The sequence below is a fragment of the Chryseobacterium lacus genome, assembly GCF_003336205.1.
Classification (GTDB): domain Bacteria; phylum Bacteroidota; class Bacteroidia; order Flavobacteriales; family Weeksellaceae; genus Chryseobacterium_A; species Chryseobacterium_A lacus.
The window spans coordinates 368,048-388,215 of sequence record NZ_QPIE01000002.1; the positions used below are offsets into that span (position 1 = coordinate 368,048).

General features: G+C 39.3%; 20 protein-coding genes and 1 tRNA gene. 14 read left to right on the forward strand and 7 right to left on the reverse strand.

The features are described 5' to 3' along the window. Window positions 1-52 precede the first annotated feature (52 nt). Window positions 53-1,654, reverse strand: coding sequence for a class I SAM-dependent methyltransferase (locus DQ356_RS03735; protein WP_114303112.1), 1,602 nt, complete (start codon window positions 1,652-1,654; stop codon window positions 53-55). Between the two features lie 101 nt (window positions 1,655-1,755). Between DQ356_RS03735 and DQ356_RS03740 the strand changes: the two genes are divergently transcribed. From DQ356_RS03740 to DQ356_RS03765, 6 genes are all read left to right on the forward strand, one after another. Further along, a complete protein-coding gene (locus DQ356_RS03740) occupies window positions 1,756-2,373 on the forward strand; it encodes a hypothetical protein (RefSeq protein WP_114303113.1) in 618 nt (205 codons plus the stop codon). 56 nt (window positions 2,374-2,429) lie between these two features. Next, the gene (locus tag DQ356_RS03745; RefSeq protein WP_114303114.1) at window positions 2,430-2,714 is read left to right on the forward strand and encodes a winged helix-turn-helix domain-containing protein; all 285 of its coding nucleotides are present in this window, start codon (window positions 2,430-2,432) and stop codon (window positions 2,712-2,714) included. Between the two features lie 58 nt (window positions 2,715-2,772). Next, a complete protein-coding gene (locus DQ356_RS03750; RefSeq protein ID WP_114303115.1) occupies window positions 2,773-3,060 on the forward strand; it encodes a hypothetical protein in 288 nt (95 codons plus the stop codon). Between the two features lie 15 nt (window positions 3,061-3,075). Next, window positions 3,076-4,452 (forward strand): DUF4153 domain-containing protein, encoded by a 1,377-nt coding sequence (locus DQ356_RS03755; RefSeq protein WP_228420623.1) that lies wholly within the window; start codon window positions 3,076-3,078, stop codon window positions 4,450-4,452. Beyond that, complete coding sequence (locus DQ356_RS03760; RefSeq protein WP_114303116.1) at window positions 4,452-4,982, forward strand: hypothetical protein; 531 nt, start codon at window positions 4,452-4,454, stop codon at window positions 4,980-4,982. Before DQ356_RS03755 ends, DQ356_RS03760 begins: the two co-directional genes overlap by 1 nt. Window positions 4,983-5,068: 86 nt before the next feature. After that, window positions 5,069-5,578, forward strand: a complete 510-nt coding sequence (locus tag DQ356_RS03765; RefSeq protein WP_114303117.1) for a hypothetical protein — start codon at window positions 5,069-5,071, stop codon at window positions 5,576-5,578. Window positions 5,579-5,614: 36 nt separating this feature from the next. Here the strand turns inward: DQ356_RS03765 and dtd are convergent, their stop codons facing one another. Both dtd and DQ356_RS03775 read right to left on the reverse strand, forming a co-directional pair. Next, window positions 5,615-6,064 carry a D-aminoacyl-tRNA deacylase gene (dtd, locus tag DQ356_RS03770; protein ID WP_114303118.1) on the reverse strand — a complete coding sequence of 150 codons (450 nt, stop codon included), beginning with the start codon at window positions 6,062-6,064 and terminating at the stop codon, window positions 5,615-5,617. A 9-nt stretch (window positions 6,065-6,073) separates the two neighbouring features. Next, window positions 6,074-6,523: a Rieske (2Fe-2S) protein gene (locus tag DQ356_RS03775; RefSeq protein ID WP_114303119.1), complete on the reverse strand. Its 450-nt coding sequence runs from the start codon at window positions 6,521-6,523 to the stop codon at window positions 6,074-6,076. Window positions 6,524-6,623: 100 nt separating this feature from the next. On the opposite strand from DQ356_RS03775, the gene greA reads away from it, so the two are divergent. The 5 genes from greA (at window position 6,624) to DQ356_RS03800 (ending at window position 10,168) form a co-directional block, all read left to right on the forward strand. Beyond that, a complete protein-coding gene (gene greA, locus DQ356_RS03780; protein WP_114303120.1) occupies window positions 6,624-7,094 on the forward strand; it encodes a transcription elongation factor GreA in 471 nt (156 codons plus the stop codon). A gap of 21 nt (window positions 7,095-7,115) precedes the next feature. Continuing rightward, complete coding sequence (locus DQ356_RS03785; protein ID WP_114303121.1) at window positions 7,116-7,505, forward strand: HIT family protein; 390 nt, start codon at window positions 7,116-7,118, stop codon at window positions 7,503-7,505. Between the two features lie 69 nt (window positions 7,506-7,574). Beyond that, window positions 7,575-8,756: an ATP-dependent Clp protease ATP-binding subunit ClpX gene (gene clpX / locus DQ356_RS03790; protein ID WP_114303122.1), complete on the forward strand. Its 1,182-nt coding sequence runs from the start codon at window positions 7,575-7,577 to the stop codon at window positions 8,754-8,756. 9 nt (window positions 8,757-8,765) lie between these two features. Then, a complete protein-coding gene (locus tag DQ356_RS03795; protein ID WP_114303123.1) occupies window positions 8,766-10,049 on the forward strand; it encodes a TlpA family protein disulfide reductase in 1,284 nt (427 codons plus the stop codon). Between the two features lie 45 nt (window positions 10,050-10,094). Beyond that, window positions 10,095-10,168 (forward strand) — tRNA-Met (locus DQ356_RS03800). Window positions 10,169-10,454: 286 nt separating this feature from the next. On the opposite strand, the gene DQ356_RS03805 is transcribed toward DQ356_RS03800, so the two are convergent. Genes DQ356_RS03805 through DQ356_RS03820 form a run of 4 tightly spaced genes read right to left on the reverse strand, consistent with a single transcriptional unit; the run spans window position 10,455 to window position 14,231 of the window. Next, window positions 10,455-11,540 carry a DUF3810 domain-containing protein gene (locus DQ356_RS03805; RefSeq protein WP_114303124.1) on the reverse strand — a complete coding sequence of 362 codons (1,086 nt, stop codon included), beginning with the start codon at window positions 11,538-11,540 and terminating at the stop codon, window positions 10,455-10,457. Next, window positions 11,533-12,990, reverse strand: a complete 1,458-nt coding sequence (locus DQ356_RS03810; RefSeq protein ID WP_114303125.1) for an MFS transporter — start codon at window positions 12,988-12,990, stop codon at window positions 11,533-11,535. Before DQ356_RS03810 ends, DQ356_RS03805 begins: the two co-directional genes overlap by 8 nt. A 41-nt stretch (window positions 12,991-13,031) precedes the next feature. Continuing rightward, entirely contained in the window at window positions 13,032-13,754 is a 723-nt protein-coding gene (locus DQ356_RS03815; RefSeq protein WP_114303126.1) for a lysophospholipid acyltransferase family protein, read from the reverse strand. An 18-nt stretch (window positions 13,755-13,772) separates the two neighbouring features. Continuing rightward, on the reverse strand, window positions 13,773-14,231 hold the full coding sequence (locus tag DQ356_RS03820) for a GtrA family protein (RefSeq protein ID WP_114303127.1): 459 nt from the start codon (window positions 14,229-14,231) through the stop codon (window positions 13,773-13,775). Window positions 14,232-14,441: 210 nt separating this feature from the next. Between DQ356_RS03820 and DQ356_RS03825 the strand changes: the two genes are divergently transcribed. From DQ356_RS03825 to DQ356_RS03835, 3 genes are all read left to right on the forward strand, one after another. Further along, window positions 14,442-14,696, forward strand: a complete 255-nt coding sequence (locus DQ356_RS03825) for a hypothetical protein (protein WP_114303162.1) — start codon at window positions 14,442-14,444, stop codon at window positions 14,694-14,696. A 102-nt stretch (window positions 14,697-14,798) separates the two neighbouring features. Then, window positions 14,799-15,656 carry a BadF/BadG/BcrA/BcrD ATPase family protein gene (locus DQ356_RS03830; RefSeq protein ID WP_114303128.1) on the forward strand — a complete coding sequence of 286 codons (858 nt, stop codon included), beginning with the start codon at window positions 14,799-14,801 and terminating at the stop codon, window positions 15,654-15,656. A 175-nt stretch (window positions 15,657-15,831) separates the two neighbouring features. Continuing rightward, complete coding sequence (locus DQ356_RS03835; protein ID WP_114303129.1) at window positions 15,832-18,114, forward strand: NADP-dependent malic enzyme; 2,283 nt, start codon at window positions 15,832-15,834, stop codon at window positions 18,112-18,114. The last annotated feature ends 2,054 nt before the right edge of the window (window positions 18,115-20,168 follow it).

Consider the following 20,168-nt stretch of genomic DNA (forward strand, 5'->3'; position numbering starts at 1 on the left):
CCTTATCCGTTGCTAAAATGAACAATAAAATCCGTCTAAAAAGGCGGATTTTTTATGCTTTCAACATATTAATTGTTACTGTAGCCAACTCGGAATCAGGGAATTTCTTAAACAAATTTTCATCTGCAGTCAGGCCTACTTCTGCGCAAATTTTTTGAAAAACTTCTACCTCAACAATATACTGATCTGAAAAACCGTGCGTTGCATCATAGGCCGTCGCTGCAGTTTCGCCCAGATGCTGACTCGTTATTTCCGGATCCAGCGTATGTAATTCTATGACGAGAAGTCCGTTCTTTTTAATATAGGGAAGCCATAAGCTGAGGTGCTCTTTCAGATTTTCTTCCACCAATGTATTGGAAATTCTCTTTCCACGAAACGCAAAAGCACCTGTAGAAGAGGAAATTCGTTTCGGATTCTTATTTTGTGGTTCTTTCCAAATTCGGTTGTGATCCAGAAAAGTGCGGATATTCAATAAATCCGAAAGGTCAATATCATAACTTTGATTTAAATCTTTGGCCAGCTGATCGGGATTTCCAATATCTCCCCATATCACTTTTGCCCAGATATCGTTGCTGATGAGATTCGCTCTGGTCACATTTAAAGCTGCCTGATTATAATCGGCACCTACGAGAAATAACGGATAATCTTCCAGCATTTTGCCTCGAAGTGTATGTCTTTCAATAGTCTCAAAAATATGTTGAATAAATGCACCATTGCCACATCCCATATCCAGAATTCCTTTCGGTTGCAAATAAATGGGCTGATTGAAAATAGAAATGATAAAATCCGTAACCATCTTAAAATAAGCAGCATGAGCACCGCCACTTCCCCACACATTCATCTTTCGGTCAACATGAATTTCATCCTCATTTTCACTGATTGATCTCAGCTTTTCGGGATTTCTAAACAACAGATCATCCATCCTTCGAAACATCGGAAGATAGGAAACCGTAACACCATAAGAAGTTGCACGCCGTGCAAAATAAAGTCCTGCTTCTGTAAATTTGAAGGTACTGTTGCTTTTTGTAAACCATCCTAAATGGGTAAGAAAATCCAGTATTTTTTCAAAATGATCAGGATCCCGGTGAAATTCTCCGGCCTGAAAAGAAGATTCCATGAAATATTTGTGAAACATTCCCTTCATTCCTAGCTGAACGATCAACGGTCCGGCAATACAGCCCTCCAGATGTTTCAAAACCTGCCTTTCAACATCGTTATGAAGAGGTTCTTCTGATAAAGTTAACCCAAAATTATTGTTGTACTCTCCAAACAAATGCAGATGTGTTTCAAAACAGGATGAATCAAAATTTTGAAAATCTGCAGAAATGGAGTGATGCAGAAATGGAATTACTTTCTCATACATCGGAATTAATTCAATAAAAAATCTCGTTTTTTCGCTCGCAGAAACCCTTACAATATCCTTTGCGTGTTCTACTTCATAATTCAAAAATCCCTGCGAAGCTAAAGTTCGGAGCGCAACATTCAAATACCCTTCATTGGACGGAAAATGTTCTGAAATTTCCTGTAATGTGACAGTTTCATGATCCAAAATAAATTGTAGAATATTTTTCTTGTGTAGAGCAACAGCAATTGGTGCCGTTACAATTCCGTCCAAATGTTTGAATATAGTACTCCGTAAATCTCTTTTATCCATGTTTTAAAGATATTCATTTTTAAAATACCTGAGCAAAATAAATATTTAAAAATTTGGAAGAGATGAAAATTCTATTAACTTTGCAAATCAAAGTACTTTAAATGGAAACTAAAAATTATCACGATGACCTGTCACACATCCGTTCGATGATGGAACGTTCCTCACGGTTTATTTCCCTGAGCGGGCTTTCCGGAGTATTTGCCGGAACGACAGCATTAGCAGGAGCTGTGTATGTTTATTTTATTTTAAAAAGAGAGAGCATCAATTATTTTGAAGGAAAAGCTAATACGTTTTCACCGGAACTGATTCGCGAATTGTTCATCGTGGGTTTGACGATTCTAATCGTAGCTGTTTTCTTCGGATATTTTTTCACTTCCCGGAAAAGCAAAGCATATCAACTGAAAATTTGGGACGCTACTACAAAAAGACTGTTGCTCAATTTTTTAGTTCCTCTGGTTGCTGGCGGAATTTTCTGCATAGCACTTTTTTATCACCAGTTATTTGTTTTAGTAGCTCCAGCCACGCTCATTTTCTATGGACTGGCTTTGGTAAATGCCTCAAAATACACGCTGACAGATGTACAAAATCTTGGCTATTTTGAAATTGCTTTAGGTTTACTTTCCTTATTTTTTGTAGGTTGGGGTTTGGTTTTCTGGGCATTTGGTTTTGGGATTTTACATATTGTGTATGGACTGATCATGCATAAAAAATATAAATAGATCCTTCACAATTATTTACATTTTAAAAAAAATCAAACAATCTCTAAATTAATTTCATGATTTCACAACTCAATAAAGAATTCGAAAGCCGCGTCAGACTGGGCATTATGTCCGTTCTGATGGTGAACGACTGGGTTGATTTTAATGACATGAAACAACTTCTGGAAGTGACGGACGGAAATCTTGCCAGCCATAGTTCTGCACTGGAAAAATCCGGATTTATTGAAATCAAGAAAGCATTTGTAGGAAAAAAAACAAGAACTTCATACAGGGTAACACAAGCCGGAAGAGCTTCCTTCACGGAACATTTGAACGCTCTGGAAAAACTTCTGAAAAAATAACACTCTTTTTTTTAAATATTTACTTTGAAACACAAAGTACTTTATAAATTTAAATATTATGAAAACCATCAACAAGGCTATTATCATTTATTCTGTTGCAGCCATTATATTGGCAACTCCATTTGTGGCGATGCAGTTTACCTACCAAGTAAAATGGAATTTATCAGACTTTATTATTGCAGGAATTTCACTCTTCTTCACAGCATTTTTGATTGACATTATCCTTCTCAAAGTAAGTACCGATTCCAGAAAATTCATCTACATTTCTATTGTTTTGGCTGTTCTTTTTCTCATTTGGGCAGAGCTAGCAGTTGGTGTTTTCGGGACACCCTTCGCAGGAAATTAATTTTTAAAAATTACAATGATGAAAAAACATCAGCTCATCCTCATGTGCACCGCGCTCTTCATTGTCTTGTTTTATCAGCAGGACATGGGAATAAATTTCGGGATTCTAGGAAGTTCTTTCGCAGTTCTCACCTATTTTTATACAAGAAAAATCAACAGAAACAGAACATTTTTAATAATTTTTGCACTCACCATTTTGTCTGCGATTTCATGGATGTGGTATGCCGATTTTCCATCGTTTTTGTCACTGATCATTTCAATACTCATCTTAACATTGAAATCTAAAAACAGAAACATGAAGCCATTGTTCGTAATCCCTGTTTTTGTAACCAACGGATTTACGTTCATCTGCAGAGTATTCAGTTTCGATAAATGGCTTCCGAAAATAAACACAGGAAAAGTTTTTCCAAAACTATTGGCATTGTTTTTTTTCCCTCTCATTTGCTTATCCATTTTTTTCGGAATTTATGCATTGGGAAGTGAGAATTTCGCGGAGCTGTTCAAAAATTACGAACTGGATTTCGATGTTTGGCAGTTTATCATTCTGGCTTGTCTGGGCTTCTTCCTTGCTTTTAATTACTGGCATTTCGCCGTCGAACGGTATCTTTATAAAAATCACCATTTTCTCAACGATAGCTTCAGAAAAGAACAGAAAGTTGTGAAACCCACTTACCGTTTTCTGGGAATTGAACTTGAGCGAACCGGCGGTGTCATTACTTTTATGCTTCTGAATCTCCTGTTACTTTTTTTCATCGCGACGTATAATTATGAACAGTTTTATGCATCCTCCAAACTCCCGCACCGGTTGTCGGAAGATACACATGAACGGGTTTACGCTGTAATTATAAGCATTGTAATGGCTGTTTTTGTGATCATGTTTTATTTTAAATCGTCTTTCAATTTTGATCCTGAATCACGACTGTTAAAAATTTCTGCGCAAGTCTGGCTTTTGCTCAACGGGGTTTTGGTAGTTTCAGCGCTTGCAAAAAATACGGAATATGTTCTCGAACTCGGGAGCACGTATAAAAGAATCGGGGTTTTTGCCTTTTTAATATTATGTATGGCAGGATTGTTTTATACTCATCTCAAAATTAAAAACCAGAGAACCAACGCATATCTTATCAACAGAATGTTCTGGTATTTTTACGGAATGATTTTAGCTTCCAGTTTCGTCAACTGGGGAAATTTGGCGACAATTTATAATATTGAAAATGGAAAAGGAGATTTTTATTTTCTGAATTCCCTCCGTTATAACCATAAAACTTTGATGGATAAATTTCCTGAAGAAGCAAATAATTCAGAACTCAAAGAATATATAAAATCTGAACAAGAGAAATCTTTCCTTTCAAAAACTTTGTATTGGCAAACCATCGACATTAATAAATTTAAATAATGAAAAAACTGTGGATTCTCATTCCTCTGATAACGCTCTCGTGCAACACCAAACAAGAAACAATAAGCAGTCAGTTTACAACGGATGCAGACCTAGCCATTCCACTTTCTGCAGATGTGTCTCACGAGAAACTTCCGGACAGTATCATCAACAATTCTCCCGGCGTTCAGGAAGTGTTGCGCGAAGGAATTATGCGCGAAGTAAACGGCAATCAAATTGTCCGAACTGTAGATGCGGCAGATTTTCCGGCTACGCTGGGCGAAGAATTCATCAATAATGATCAGGAATTAATAATCAAAATAAGAAACTTTAAAAATAAACAACTTTCCGTGGCGGTTGTTCCGGAGTTCAAAGAAATGAATATCCGAATCAATCAAATAAAACTTGCTGACGGAAAACTGGACGGCCCGATGGGCAGAGAAGTAGTTGGTTATCCTGTACACCATCCGGGAGAAATCTGGGTTACGATTGCAAAGAGCAATATGGCATCTGGAGAAGCTTCCGGAAATTTTTCAGTGAAACTTCAATAATTTGCTTATCTTTTATAAATCCTAAAGGTAATCAAGCCTTGTAAAAAGTTTGGTATATTTTATGTAAAAATCAAAAAAAAATCAAAATGAAAAATGTCTTTTTATCAGCGGTTATTGCTACTGCTACCTTAGCAAGTTGCTCCACAGTTTCATCCATTATGCAGAATACATTTCCTTATTCTGCCACAATTATAGTAACCCAGGGATCGCCTGCCAATACCCAGCTTTCAGCAATAGGTGTAGGCAACAGTATCAACCAGCTTTTTGGTTCGTCCGCCAACGTGAGAGATATCCGGCTGAGTTCTGCTACGCTTTCCGTTACTTCAGGAAATCAAAGCATGGGCGTATTTAAAAGTGTAAAAGTGTATCTTTCCTCAGGCAGTTCAGAAGTTTTGGTAGCATCTAGAACAAATATTGCGGATAACATTGGAAACACCCTTTCTTTAGACCTCAATAGCAGCCAAACACTGGACAACATTATGAAATCCGGAAATACAGTTCAGCAGCGGATTGTGTATGAATTAAAATCTTCACCTACTTCCGATATGAACGTAAAAAGTTCGATGAGTTTCAGCAGTGTTCCTGTAACCAACTAATTTATAAAAGCCTTTCCTGAGGCTTTTTTTATGTAATTATTGCTTGGTTTTGCTGTCCATAACAATGGTTACCGGACCGTCATTCAGCAAAGAAACTTTCATATCAGCTCCGAAAATACCACTTTCAGTCTTCAATCCGGATTTTGATATTTCATTTTTAAAATATTCAAACAAAGGAATGGCCTGTTCGGGTTTTGCCGCTTTGGAAAAACCTGGACGGTTCCCTTTTTTGTACTCTGCAATAAGGGTAAACTGACTGATAAAAAGGATCTCTCCCTGAATATCCTGAACCGAATGATTCATTTTCCCTTCTGCATCGCTGAAAATTCTCAGATTCAGAATTTTCTGCACCAGCCAATTCGCATCGCTTTCATCATCTTGTTCATCAATACCGATCAGCAAAAGAAGTCCATTAGAAATGGCACCGACTATCTGCCCACCCACAGTTACAGAAGCTTCTGAAACTCTTTGAATAACAACTTTCATTTTTAAAAATTAATAAAAGATGGAAAGAATGTTCGTTCCGGGTTGATAGTCGTATGGATAGATTTTAGGAGGAACTTTAGCTGTTTTTATTGGCTCACCACTAATCAGAATCCATTCTGCACCATCTTTTGGGCATACTATCCGAATATTATTTTCCACTACAAGTGTCGTATCGTTATCCGGGCAAAGATGTGGCGCGTTGCGGTCATACACCACAAATCCATTGCCGGTACGCACAACAATCAGTCCTCGCGATCCCGGACTTTGTTCATCTACATAAATCCATCCTCCGGAAATTTGAAGCGGATAATATGCGGGCAAATTTAGATTCAAAACCACATTAATAGGTGTGTTGGGAAAACAACTCACAGTATCTGCAGTTCTGCTGCACGAATTCAGATTTAAAGTACAGAAAATCAACAGAATCATGATTAAATAAAATCCCGGTTTATTCTTCATAACTAAAAAATGTTTATATTTGTGAAACGAAATACAAATATATACATTGTCCGGGCTGTAATGGCCGGATAATTTTTTTTATCTAATCTAAACAAGAATTATGGCAACATACGTAACACAAGAAGGCCTGGAAAAAATGAAAACCGAAGTGGAACGCCTAGAAACTGTAGAACGGCCGAAAATCACCCAACAAATCGCTGAAGCGAGAGATAAAGGCGACCTGTCGGAAAATGCAGAATACGATGCCGCAAAGGAAGCACAAGGCATGCTGGAAATGAGGATTTCTAAACTGAGAGATGCTATCGCGACTTCCAAAGTAATTGATGAAAGTAAACTTGATACTTCAAAAGTAGCCATTCTCACCACCGTAAGACTAAAAAATAATACTACCGGACAGGAACAGAAATTCACTTTGGTTCCTGATAATGAAAGTGACCTGAAAGCAGGAAAAATCTCAGTAAATACTCCTATTGCAAAAGGATTATTGGGAAAAACCATTGGCGAACATGCGGAAATCGTGCTGCCGAACGGAAACAAACTTTCTTTTGAAGTTCTCGAAATTTCTCTGTAATTTTTATAATATTCTTTTAAGATGAGTTCTGTTTTTACTAAAATCATCAGCCGGGAAATCCCCGCACATATTATTGCAGAGGATGAACAGCATATTGCGTTTCTGGATATTTCGCCCCTAGCAAAAGGCCACACCCTTGTTATTCCGAAAAAAGAAACGGATTTAATTTTTGATCTGGACAGCGAAGAGTTCAGAAATCTTTGGTCTTTTGCACAAAAGATCGGCAAAAAAATCGGCAAAGCAATTCCCTGCATTCGGGTAGGTATTGCTGTGGTAGGACTGGAAGTACCACATGCACACATTCATCTTGTGCCGCTGAATACGATGGGAGACCTTAACTTCATTAATGAAAGACTGAAGCTTTCACCGGAAGAATTTCAGGAAATTCAAAATGCCATCATCAACGCATAATTATTTTGTCAAAGTCCGTAACTTTGACAAAATTTTTTTCACTTATTAACAATAATTTTTTAAAAATAAATGAATCCTAATCAATGTTCGTTCTGCGGAAGCAAGCGCAGCGAAGTAGCGATACTGGTATCTGGGCAAAACGGTTATATATGTGAACAATGTATTGAACAAGCCCACTCTATTGTAACAGAAAGTATAAAAGAAACGGGGTTTTCAGCAGCTGAACACTTGGACGAGCTGAAAAAACCAAAAGAAATAAAATCATTTTTGGATCAATATGTCATTGGCCAGGATCAGGCTAAAAAACAGCTTTCCATTGCAGTTTACAATCATTACAAACGTCTCCTTCACGCTAAGAATAAAAAAAGAGAAATCGAAATAGAAAAATCCAACATCATCATGATTGGCGAAACCGGAACGGGCAAAACGCTCTTGGCAAAAACCATTGCCCGCGAGCTGAATGTTCCGTTTTGTATTGTAGATGCAACTGTTCTTACTGAAGCAGGTTATGTAGGCGAAGATGTGGAAAGCATTCTTTCCCGGCTGCTCATGGTGGCCGATTATAATGTGGAAAAAGCTGAAAAAGGAATCGTTTTTATTGATGAAATCGACAAAATTGCAAGAAAATCTGATAACCCAAGCATCACGAGAGATGTTTCCGGAGAAGGAGTTCAGCAGGGCTTGCTGAAATTATTGGAAGGAAGCATCGTGAATGTGCCGCCTCAAGGTGGAAGAAAGCATCCGGATCAGAAATATATTCCGGTAAACACTCAGAATATTCTTTTTATTGCGGGCGGAGCTTTTGATGGCATCAAAGAAATTATTGAACGAAGGCTGAACAAACAAGCCATCGGATTCAGTCTTGAAAAACTGAACCAAAAGCAGGAAGAAGAATATATTTTAAGTCAGCTAAATGCCATTGATCTTAGAAAATTCGGGCTTATTCCTGAATTGTTAGGACGTTTTCCTATTGTTACTTATCTGGATTCTCTTAACAAAGAAACCATGATCCGCATTATGAAAGAACCTAAAAATTCAATCGTGAATCAATTCATTGAACTTTTCAAAATGGATGGTATCAAACTGGAGTTCACCAACGAAGCTATTGAAAAAATTGTCGAAGAAACGATGGAAAAAGGTTTGGGAGCAAGAGGGCTGAGAGGCACCACAGAAAAAGTGCTGGAAGATTATATGTTTTCTATCGGAGAACAGAAAAAAATTACACTTACTGAAAAAAACATCCTTGTGTAAAAGCAAATCATGAAAAGAAATCTTTTATTTATCACCATTTTAGCTACTGTTTTCCTCAAAGCTCAGTTTTCCGTATCGGTACAAACTCCGGCACATTTTCAGGGAAAAGAAGCGATCCTTTACACCCTGAACGGTTCAAAGGATATTATTGCAGCCCGGGAAAACCGAAAAGGGAACGGACTCAATTTCCGTGTCCCTACTCCATACACAGGCATGATGAAGGTGTATTTTCCGGAGGTGAATGCTGCGTTTAATCTTATTTCTGAAAATAAAGAAATCAGTATAATTCTGGAAACTTCCACTGATAAAATCAATAACGTAATCTATCGGGATGAAGCCAATATACTGATGGAAAACATTCAGGATCATCAGAAAAAGACAGAAATGATCGCGCCAGCATTGGTACAAATTCAGGAATTTTACAGGAAAGATTCAGATTTCGGAAAAGCAGTGCACAAGGAAATCGAAAGGTTGAAAGTCAAACCGACTATTGATGCGACTAAAAATCCTTTTGTTCATTATTATCATACGAATTACAATATTTATTTAACCGAAAAACCTGCAAAAGCTCCGGATCAGAACGAAATCCTGAAATTCATTCAGAACTCCGGAGATATGCTGGAAACCTCTTCCCTGCTGCGGCCGCTGCTGATTCGTTATATGAATACAGCCGGAAACGCACAGGTTTCTGAGGCAACAGACCGACTTCTTCATGCGCTGAATACCGAGACCGCAAGAGGACAAACGGTGCTTTCTGAACTTATTGAAATTTTTGATGTGTATTCCATGACCGAGATGAAAGAAAAGTACCTTACTCTCGCTAAAAATCTGAAATGCACCATCAACGACCGGCTAGCATCTACTATTGCCTCCAATAAAAATGTAGAATTGGGCGCTGTTTTCCCGGATTATTCTTTTCAATCGGCTACCAATACCCAAACTAAAACGTTGCACAGTGTGAAAGCAGATAAAAAAGTAATTGTATTCTGGTCGTCCACGTGTTCTCATTGTGAAGCGGATCTTCCCGTATTGCTCGAAAAATACCACCAGTTAAAAGATAAAAACATCGAAATCATCGGACTTTCCTTGGATAGTGATGCTGCTTCTTACCGGAACAAAATCGCGGCATTGCCGTGGATTAATGACAGTGAACTCCGCGGCTGGAACAGCAGTTATACCGAAACGTACAACATCAGTGCAACGCCTACTTACTTCGTTCTGGACGCCGCAAATAAAATTATTGCACGCCCGGATCACGCTGCCGATGTATTGACGTTTTTAAACATCAAATAATTTTGCCTTGTTTTAAATTATATTTATATTTGCACCACTCAAAACGGCGAGGTAGCTCAGATGGTTAGAGCGCAGGATTCATAACCCTGAGGTCACGGGTTCAATTCCCGTCTTCGCTACTATACAGGACAAATGAAATTATTTTCGTTTGTCTTGTTTTTTGTTCTTGGTTTATATTTCGGGACAGTACCTGCATTTGAAATTAGAATATCTCTATCTTCTTAGAAAAGAACATTATTTTATCTGTCTGGTTTTTTTATTTTCCTTCCTGAAAAAACTCTAAAAAAAAAAATAAACAATTGTTTAAATAAAATGCCTTCTAATTAAATTAAAATTGTATTTTTGTGCCGTTTGGAACGGTTATTCAAAACCGAATAAACAATAGTTTTTTTATCATTTGTGTTTTTAGAATCGTGAATTTTCACGATTCTTTTTTGGCTCCGTTCTTTTGTAACGAATCAATAAATCGGTGAAATAAGAATAAGTGATGCTGCCCTCCTGCTGGTTGCTTTTCAGAAAAAGATGATTGGTGAATCCAAAGAAAACTTCAAGTGCGCCCTGATGTTGTTCATAAAACTGCATTTCATACTCATGATCCCGTCGCATTCCCGGACTGAAACTATTCACGGTTTGTTTCACAAATTCCGGATCTTTCACCGCAAGACTTCTTAGCAAACTTTTCAGAGCAAACCATTCCACACTGTACCGGAACTCGGGAATTTCTGAATTTCTTCCCAAAAGATAACTGATAAAATTAGCCTCCTGTTCGCGGGCATACCCCAGCTGATGTGCACTTTCATGAGCCATCACCGCTGGCAACTGAGAAGAAGGAATTCCCGGATTGTATTGTGCTTCCGCAGTAAACGGATTATAATATCCTGAAATCCCCGTGTAATTCATGATAAAACGAAACAAACTTGGCTTTATGGATTGTATATTATTGGCCTTTTTGTGAGAAGCAATTTCAGGAAGAAACTGTTGCTGCTTCAGGATTTCTTTTTTAATAATATCCGAATCATGAATGGTGAAAATTCCATTTTTATCTTCCTGAACCTGAGAGCGCGTCAGCCGGCATTTTTCCAAATATTCAAGCGTTAGTTTTTGTGCTTCAGCTTTTGTAGGATTTTGCGCGGAAAACCGGTCGCTCAGCGGAGCCTGAAAATAAAGCATTCCCCAGAAAATCTGATAAAGAAAATAGAAAACATTAAGCAACAGAAAGAAATTAAACGCTGCTTGCTTTCTCGTAGATTTTCGAAAAAGTTTAAAAAACAAAACCCCGAAAATAATTCCTGAAACAATGTAGAACACGTCTCCCAGTGAAAAAGGAAGCCAGGCGAACAGGAACTGGTGAACTTCCTTTTGATTTTCAAAGAATGATTCAAAGAAACGAACAGCAGGCGGAAATTGGGAAAAGAAATAAAACAGCATCGCCTGCAGCAACAGCAAAACTGCCCAAAACCACCATCGCCGAAGAATTTTTTTATTACCCATTCTCTGGTTCTGAAAGAGAAATTCCTTGTTTTTTCAGTATTCGGGGAGTAATAAACCCATAAAAGGCAAGATAAATAAAGCAAACTACGGGAATAACATAGGAAAAATGGGTAAAGGTAATTCCCAGAATTCCTTCGGGACGGGTTTGGTCAAAATCACAAATCCAACCCTGAATCAGAGGAATTACACCACCGCCTAAAATCATCATAATCAGAAAAGAAGATGCTTTACCCGTATTTTTTCCAAGTCCTGCGATAGCCAGATCGAAAATTGCGGGCCACATAATGGAACAGAACAATCCTCCGGAAATAAAGAAATATTGGGCTATTTGTTTATCCGGATATACCAATCCCATCACCATCATCAACGCTCCGGAAATCCCGAAAATCATCAGTGTTTTTCCTGCATTTTTACCTCCGATGAAACTCATCAAAATAAAAAGTACGATCCAGATCGGATAAATATAAAAAGCCGAAACATCTTTTCCGCTCAGGCTATTGGCACCGATAATGACACCAAAAGCAATAAACGGAACGATGAATTTCAGTAACAGATTCATAGTTTTAGACGTATTAAAAACATTGATTCCGCCATTCCACCGGCCAATCATCAGACTTCCCCAATAAAGAGAAATGAACGGCGCAATGCTGTGTTCCATCACACCTCCGAAAGCTTCCGTCTGCAAAAGCGCAGGAAGATTGCTCCCGATGCTTACTTCCACACCAACATAAATAAAAATCGCCAGCATTCCCAATACCAACTGCGGATAACGGAAAAGCCGGAAACGCTCAGCAGGTTCGGATACGATATCTTCCGTCTTTTCGGGGTCTTCTATTTTGGAAAACATCAGAAAAAGTGCAACGAGAAGAAAAGCAGAACCGAGAATAATAAATGGAAGTTTTACATCTTCCATATTCAGTTCAGTCTGCTCGCTGCCGGTTCCGAAAAACACAATTCCAAATAAAATAGGGGCAATGGTAGTACCTAACGAATTGATACCGCCTGCCAGAGTAAGCCGATGCGCACCTGTTTGTGGCGAACCCATTTTAATCGCCAACGGATTGGCCACAATCTGCTGAACAGAAAAACCTAAACCAACAGTGAAAAGCGCAATCAGAAATACCCAAAAATTATCCATCACTGCTGCGGGCACGAATAGAAATGCACCTGCTGCAGACAAAACCAGTCCTGAGGCCAGTGTTTTCTTGTAACCGAATTTCTGAAGCACATCACTTCGCATGGAAATCATGAAGAATATCGCCGATCCAACAAAATAGGCAACATAGAAAGCCCATTCTACAAGTTGCGCTTCAAATTGGGTAAGGGTAAAATTCTTCTTAAAAACCGGAATCAGCATTGAATTTCCGGCGGCTACAAATCCCCAAAAAAAGAAAATTATAATTAATGAACCGAACTGCGACCATTTCGTTTGCCCTTGGTGATGTTCCATTGTTTTTTTTTAATAAAAACAAATATAATTAAATAATCTGCTTACTTCTCCAGCTCCAGGGTTTTTTTGATGAGGCTGTAGGAAAGTGTTTTCATCTCATTCACTTCTTTAGGATTCAAGATCCCGTTTTGATATACCCGTACAGTTCCGGGATGCCCTCTGCCATTATCAAAAGGAAACATTTCTTTCAGTCCTTTGAAGGTGTACACCACAATCGGAAAACCATGTTTCGCAGAAAGGATGAAAGCACCGTCTTTAAATTCGCCCAGAACGATTTCAGGATCTTCCGGGACACCACCTTCCGGAAAAATCACAATATTTTGTCCGTGCCGCATTTTATCTGCTGCTTTCCGGTACACATCAGCACGGCTTTTGGGACTTTTTCTGTCCACCAGAATACAGATCCGACGGTAAAGAATTCCGAAAACAGGGATTTTTGCCAATTCAGCTTTTCCGATAAAACAAAGCGGATGATGCGGATGCAGAACAGACATCAGCAAAATGTCAATCGTGGAAGTATGATTGGCGATGAAAATATAATTTTGATTCGGATCCGGGCGTTTCCCGTTTTCCAGAATCAATCTGTAGCGAAATCCTGCTCCGTAAAAAAGAACGACACAAAACAATCTAATAAAAATATAAGCGTATTTAAAATGTTTTTCTTTTATCGAGAGCAGCAGCACAGGAATTCCGAAAAGAAGGATCATGATGAGCGCAAGCAGCAAAAACCATCCCCGCCAAATATAATTCAAAACTCTTGTCATAGATTCCAAAAATAGGGATTATCCGTTGAAAATAATCCTCTTTTTCACAGAATAGTTCAAAACGGCTACAAGAAGAATAGCTGAAATTTTACTGATCATTTCGGGACTTAGGGTATAGAAAATCAAATCAAAATTATCCTCGAATACAAAATTGTAAAATACTTGAAACAACGTCAGACTAACTAAAGTAGAGAGAAATGAGACGAGAATGAAATAAAAAAATTCCCTTTTTTTGGAATGCTTACCTCGCTCAAAAACAAACCAGATGCTCAGGAAATAATTGCAAAAAATGCCCGCAGAAGTAGAAAAAACATTGCTCAGCGGATATCGTATTCCGTACAAATTATATTCCCAGCTGATCATCCGTGGGAACTGGACACTGAAAATTTTGAAGCTGCCGATTTCTACCAGCGCACTCAGTGTGCCTGCCAGTAGAAAAAAAATAACCTGTTTTTTGTTGCGCAGCAGTTTTATCATTTCTAATAATTGAGTGCAAATTTAAAATTAAATGTTAAAGGTTTTAATTTCTGTTAATTTTTTTTTCACTTTAAAATATTAATGTACTTTTAATCTTCCAATGAGCACAGTACCTGATAATATTTTCATTTTCAATGCATTCCGGAAATGTTCTTTTATCTTGAAAACCTTTTATTAAAGCCTTTTTTATACCGGAAACATCATCAAAAAATGAACAAAAGAAATCCTTACCGAAAATTTCAGGGGCAACAAGACCTAATTCGCAACCTGGAAAAAACCAGCTCTCGCTTCAAGAGAGTTTACGACGAGTACGCACTGATGTCTGAAGAACTCTGGAATCTTGAAACCACTGAAGGAGAAGGCCTCCCCGACGATTTTATCAATTCTATTATATTGCAGACTTCTTATCTGGAAGAAGAAATTGAAGACTGGCTGAGTGCGCCTGTCTCAGATCAGGAAAAATAATACCAGTCACCAATCCGGGCAATGCATTTATTTTTACAAGCCGCTGCTTCTTGTTTTAATTTTGCCTATTTTAGCATTCTGTTTTTCAAAAAATGTTGAAATATGATAGCCATTGTTGACGGCGGTTCTACCAAATGTGACTGGGTGATCCTGAACGAAAACGGGAACACCGTCCTGAAAACTGAAACAACTGGATTCAATCCGAACATTATCAGGCCTGAACTCATTGTTCCGGAAATCAGCAAAAACAAACAGCTCGTTGCCGTAAAAGACAGTATGGAAAAAGTATTTTTCTATGGCTCCGGATGCGGTATTGCCGAAAACTGTGCGGTGGTGGAACAGGGATTACAGCATTTTTTTACCCACGCAGAGATAACTGTAAAAGAAGACCTTACAGCTGCTGCCTATGCTGCTTACAACGGCAAACCGGCCATCATTTGCATATTGGGAACTGGGTCCAACTCCTGCTATTTCGACGGACATACCATCAGAAAAGAACTTCCTTCGCTGGGATTTTTGATTGGTGATGAAGGCAGCGGAAGTGCTATCGGAAAACATCTGTTGCGCAGATACTTTATGAAAAAACTGCCGGAAGATTTGCATCATTCTTTTACGGAAACCTACCATCTGACCATTGAAGAAGCGTTGAAAAACATGTATCACAACCCTAGAGCAAACGCTTATTTGGCAGCATTCAATACTTTTGTGGTGGATCATAAAACGCATCCTTACTTCCAGAATATGGTTTTTGATGAAATGAAAAACTTTCTTGAATATCATGTTTTACCTTACGAAGAAGCCAGCCGTTCTGAAATAAATTTCATCGGTTCCATCGCGTTCTTTTATGAAGATATCGTAAGAGCCGCAGCGGCAGAGCTCAACCTGAATGTGGGTATAATGGTACAAAAACCGATCGAAAGCCTGGTGCAGTACCACAAAAGATACCTTCTGGATTTCTGAACATCTGCATAGATTCTGCACTTCAACAGAACGGCTGAATTAATAAAGACGGAAAAACAGCAAATATCATTGATTAATTGATCAGTGTACCCATCAAAATAACATTTAATCCGAATCAAAAACAGTAAAGTGCTGACCCTGATGGGATTCGGATTTTAACCTGAATAATAAAAAGATGACAAGCAAAACCAATAGAGACGAAAAAAACTTTAACCAGGCTGCCCTCGATTATCACCGGGCAGATCCGCGCGGGAAAATAGAAGTGATCCCATCCAAACCGCATTCTTCTGCAAGAGACCTATCCTTGGCTTACTCACCAGGGGTGGCCATTCCTTGTTTAGAAATACAGAAAGATCCCAAAACCGCTTACGAATATACCGGAAAGGGAAATCTGGTGGCCGTTATTTCCAACGGAACGGCAGTTTTAGGCTTGGGAGACATTGGTGCAGAAGCCTCCAAACCGGTGATGGAGGGGAAAGGACTACTCTTTAAAATCTTTGCCGATATTAATGTTTTTGATATTGAAATCAACGAAAAAGACCCCGATAAATTCATTGAAATCGTTAAAGGAATCGCCCCTACTTTTGGCGGCATCAATCTGGAAGACATCAAAGCTCCCGAAGCTTTTTACATAGAACAGCGGCTGAAAGAAGAACTCGATATCCCGCTGATGCACGACGATCAGCACGGAACCGCCATTATTTCCGCGGCAGCTCTCATTAATGCCTTGGAACTGGCAGATAAGAAAATTGAGGAAATAAAAATGGTGGTGAACGGCGCCGGAGCTGCAGCCGTTGCCTGTACCAAATTGTACCATGCTCTGGGTGTAAGAAAAGAAAACGTCCTGATGTGTGACAGCAAAGGAGTGATCAACCACAAAAGAGAAAACCTCACTCCTGAAAAAATAGATTTCGTTGCCCATACCGATAAAAACACTTTGGAAGATGCCCTGAAAGAAGCGGATGTCTTCATTGGACTCTCCAAAGGAAATGTGATGACTCCTGAAATGCTGAATTCTATGGCCAAGAACCCGATTGTATTCGGGCTTGCCAATCCGGATCCGGAAATAGATTACGATCTGGCCATAAAAACCAGAAAAGACGTGATCATGGCGACAGGAAGAAGCGACTTTCCCAATCAGGTGAACAATGTATTGGGATTCCCGTATATTTTCCGCGGCGCTTTGGATGTGCAGGCAAGTACCATCAATGAAGAAATGAAACTGGCCGCCGTTCATGCCATCGCCAATCTCGCAAAAGAAGCCGTGCCGGAAGCGGTGATTCTGGCGTATAACCTGACTTCACTGACTTTCGGAAGAGAATATTTCATCCCGAAACCTTTCGACAACCGGCTCATTACGCGTGTGTCCAGTGCAGTCGCCAAAGCCGCCATCGACAGCGGTGTTGCCGGAAAGCCGATTGAAAATTTCGAAGAATACGAAACTCAACTGCTCGACAGGATGGGCAGAGACGAGAAGCTGATCCGGATGATGCAAAGCCGTGCCCGCGCCAATCCAAAAAGAGTTACGCTCAGCAATGCTGAAGAATACAACGTTCTGAAAGCTGCTCAGATTCTTTACGAAGAAGGAATTGCAAAACCGATCCTTTTAGGTGAAAAGAAATTCATTAAAGAACAGATGGAACGCTATGGAATTGAACTGGATGTTCCTATCGTAGATCCGATGGATGACGACCAGGAGGACAACCGGAAAACCTACCGCGACCTCCTCTGGAAACTGCGCCAAAGAAAAGGCGTGAATGAATATAAAGCCAAAAAATTCGTCAGGCAGCGCGATTATTTCGGACCGCTCATGTTGAGAAACGGCGATACCGATGCACTGATTCTTGGTTTTTCCAAAAACTACACTTCTGTGCTCAGGCCTTTGCTGGAAGTGATTGAGAAAGAACAAGGTGTGGACAAGATCGCTTCTATGATGATGATTCTTTCCGGGAAGAAACCCATCTTTTTTGCCGATACTTCCGTGAATGCCAATCCCACCACCGAAGATCTGGTGAATATTGCAAGAATGTCAGAGATTACCGTGAAGAGTTTTGCCATAGAACCGCGCATTGCAATGCTGGCTTACGAAAACTTTGCAGGCATTTCCGACACGTCCAAAAAAGTAGCCAAGGCAGTGAAAATTCTTCACGAGAAACATCCCAAAATGATTGTTGACGGCGAGATACAACCCGATTTTGCGATGAATACCGATCATTTGGCCGATTATCCGTTCTCGAAACTGGGGACACAGCCGGCGAATGTGTTTGTATTTCCAAATCTTGAAAGCGCCAACATTTCCTATAAAATCATTCGCGGAATGAAAGTAGCGCAGGTGGTGGGCCCGATTCTCATGGGATTGAAACAGCCGGTACACGTCCTGCAAATGCGCTCCAGCGTAGAGGAAATAGTGAACCTCGCCACCATTGCCGTTCTGGATGCTCAACGGAGGGAACGTTAAAACAAAAACGCTGTATCGCTTCAGTTTTAGCGTATAAACAAACCGTGTACTACATAAAACCATACCATCTTATCAACCGGCCGGAGATTTCCGTCCGGTTTATTTTTTTCTATTTGTAGAGTAATGTCAGGATTTATTAGCTTCTATCGTTATTTTTAGGACAGGCTACCCTTTACAATAGCCTTAGATAGGCTGGAGGGTACCGGGAGGGTACCGGGAGGGTACCGGGAGCTACGGTGGAACGGTGGTATAACTATGGTGGAACGATGGCTGAACCTTTGGAAACCTTTTGGTGGTGGGTGTTTTGTGAGAAAAGCTACTGACGGATTCAAAATGTAGCGGGAACATAGTGAAAATGCACTTGATTTCGAAGCCTGTGAATACAAATGTAGTTATTATTTTTGATTTGCTGATGAAACGGTTAATGGTTTAGAGGGAGCTGATTTGCGAATTTGCTGATTTGCTGATTGCTGGTTAATTGATTAATCGATTAATTGCTTAGTAATAGCGAATTTGCGAATTTGCTGATTTGCGAATTTGCTTATTAGTTCATCATGTTTTGTTCGGATGTAGTTCGGGTCGTGTTCGGTACACCTTCGGTAAAACACCCATTTTACCGAACACGATCCGAAGGAGACCCGAACCGTATCCGAAGAAAAGGAGTATGCTGGTTAATCGCTTAATCGGTTAATTATTTAGAAAAAGTAAATGTTTTCCCTCCAGTACAAAAGAGGTTGGAAATATTCCCCTCCTCCGGAGGGGTGGCAGCCGACGAAGGAGGATGACGGGGTGGTTTTTTGCACTTAATACTTAGAAAAAGTGAATTTGCTGATTTACTGATTTGCAGATTTGCCAAACGGTGATTGAGCGGAGCCGAAATCACTGCGACTTAGAATGTATTTTACTTCTTACTTTTTGCCTTGACGCAAAAAGTAACAAAAAAGTCAAGACTGGACCTTTTTGCTAAAAAAAGCAAAATTTATTCATAGAAAACTTACAAACTTGCGCGAAATGACTTTTGTTGCTTCATGTCAAATTTTGTGTCGCGCTTCAAACACTGTAAGTTTTTATGCAGTCCATAAAAGTGAGCGTAATTAAGGAATAAATTTCACTTTTTTCTTTATGCAAAAAGCTCTAAGGTCGATTGCTTTCTTTTGAACTTTAGGTTATAATTTAGTCGATAGATATCGGATGGGTGGCTGAGGCTCCCGAAGCCAATCGGTTAGTTGTTTAGGAAGCTGATTTGCGAATTTGCGAATTTGCTGATTTACTGATTTGCTGATTTGCGAATTTGCTGATTTGCTGATGGCTGATAGCTTACAAAGTGAATTTTTCCCTCCAGTACAAAAGAGGTTGAAATATTCCCCTCCTCTGGAGGGGTGGCAGCCGACGAAGGAGGATGACGGGGTGGTTCCTCGGTTTCGGCTAAAATTGGCGTTAAATGGTGGTGAAAATCCGTTTCTTGGCTTCCTTAAAACCCCTAAAACAGGCACTTTGATCACCTCAAAATTTCTACCTCCATACTTCACCCGTACATACCCCGTACATACCCCGTAGTTACCCCGTAGTTACCCTATGTCCAACTTAGGGCAATATAGCAAGTCGAAATTTCAAAAGAAAGCAACCTGGTTTAGAGAAGCAAATTTGCTTTTTCGCTTATTTGCAAATTTGCCTGTTACGGGTTAATCGGTTAATGTTTTAGAGTTTGGTGCGCTCTGGTGGCTGAGGCTCTCGAAGCCAACACGGATTTTAGATCTCACAGATTTCGCAGATTTTCGCAGATTCTAAAAACTAAAAAGTTAAAATGAAACAATAAAAAGTGATACCCGCTTAAGAGAAACTATGTATTGCATCGTTGGGAAACGTGTGTTCATGCGGGTTTTGATAAAAATTAAAGATTTTATGATATTTTAGCTTTTATATTAAAATAATTTCTGATTCTCCGCAAACACACCTAATATTTTTAGTATATTAGCGCTCAAAAAGCAGGGATTATGAACATATTCAGTTTTACGGCTCATTTCGGTTCGGAGGAAGATTGTCGTTTGCATTTC

Bases quoted from the DNA above. Each gene is read 5' to 3' on its own strand.
- DQ356_RS03795 (WP_114303123.1), top strand. From the start codon at position 8,766: ATGAAAAGAAATCTTTTATTTATCACCATTTTAGCTACTGTTTTCCTC.
- DQ356_RS03820 (WP_114303127.1), bottom strand. From the start codon at position 14,231: ATGATAAAACTGCTGCGCAACAAAAAACAGGTTATTTTTTTTCTACTG.
- DQ356_RS03740 (WP_114303113.1), top strand. From the start codon at position 1,756: ATGGAAACTAAAAATTATCACGATGACCTGTCACACATCCGTTCGATG.
- clpX (WP_114303122.1), top strand. From the start codon at position 7,575: ATGAATCCTAATCAATGTTCGTTCTGCGGAAGCAAGCGCAGCGAAGTA.
- DQ356_RS03760 (WP_114303116.1), top strand. From the start codon at position 4,452: ATGAAAAAACTGTGGATTCTCATTCCTCTGATAACGCTCTCGTGCAAC.
- DQ356_RS03810 (WP_114303125.1), bottom strand. From the start codon at position 12,990: ATGGAACATCACCAAGGGCAAACGAAATGGTCGCAGTTCGGTTCATTA.
- DQ356_RS03755 (WP_228420623.1), top strand. From the start codon at position 3,076: ATGATGAAAAAACATCAGCTCATCCTCATGTGCACCGCGCTCTTCATT.
- DQ356_RS03765 (WP_114303117.1), top strand. From the start codon at position 5,069: ATGAAAAATGTCTTTTTATCAGCGGTTATTGCTACTGCTACCTTAGCA.
- DQ356_RS03775 (WP_114303119.1), bottom strand. From the start codon at position 6,523: ATGAAGAATAAACCGGGATTTTATTTAATCATGATTCTGTTGATTTTC.
- DQ356_RS03745 (WP_114303114.1), top strand. From the start codon at position 2,430: ATGATTTCACAACTCAATAAAGAATTCGAAAGCCGCGTCAGACTGGGC.
- DQ356_RS03805 (WP_114303124.1), bottom strand. From the start codon at position 11,540: ATGGGTAATAAAAAAATTCTTCGGCGATGGTGGTTTTGGGCAGTTTTG.
- DQ356_RS03750 (WP_114303115.1), top strand. From the start codon at position 2,773: ATGAAAACCATCAACAAGGCTATTATCATTTATTCTGTTGCAGCCATT.
- DQ356_RS03785 (WP_114303121.1), top strand. From the start codon at position 7,116: ATGAGTTCTGTTTTTACTAAAATCATCAGCCGGGAAATCCCCGCACAT.
- DQ356_RS03830 (WP_114303128.1), top strand. From the start codon at position 14,799: ATGATAGCCATTGTTGACGGCGGTTCTACCAAATGTGACTGGGTGATC.
- DQ356_RS03735 (WP_114303112.1), bottom strand. From the start codon at position 1,654: ATGGATAAAAGAGATTTACGGAGTACTATATTCAAACATTTGGACGGA.
- DQ356_RS03835 (WP_114303129.1), top strand. From the start codon at position 15,832: ATGACAAGCAAAACCAATAGAGACGAAAAAAACTTTAACCAGGCTGCC.
- dtd (WP_114303118.1), bottom strand. From the start codon at position 6,064: ATGAAAGTTGTTATTCAAAGAGTTTCAGAAGCTTCTGTAACTGTGGGT.
- DQ356_RS03815 (WP_114303126.1), bottom strand. From the start codon at position 13,754: ATGACAAGAGTTTTGAATTATATTTGGCGGGGATGGTTTTTGCTGCTT.
- greA (WP_114303120.1), top strand. From the start codon at position 6,624: ATGGCAACATACGTAACACAAGAAGGCCTGGAAAAAATGAAAACCGAA.
- DQ356_RS03825 (WP_114303162.1), top strand. From the start codon at position 14,442: ATGAACAAAAGAAATCCTTACCGAAAATTTCAGGGGCAACAAGACCTA.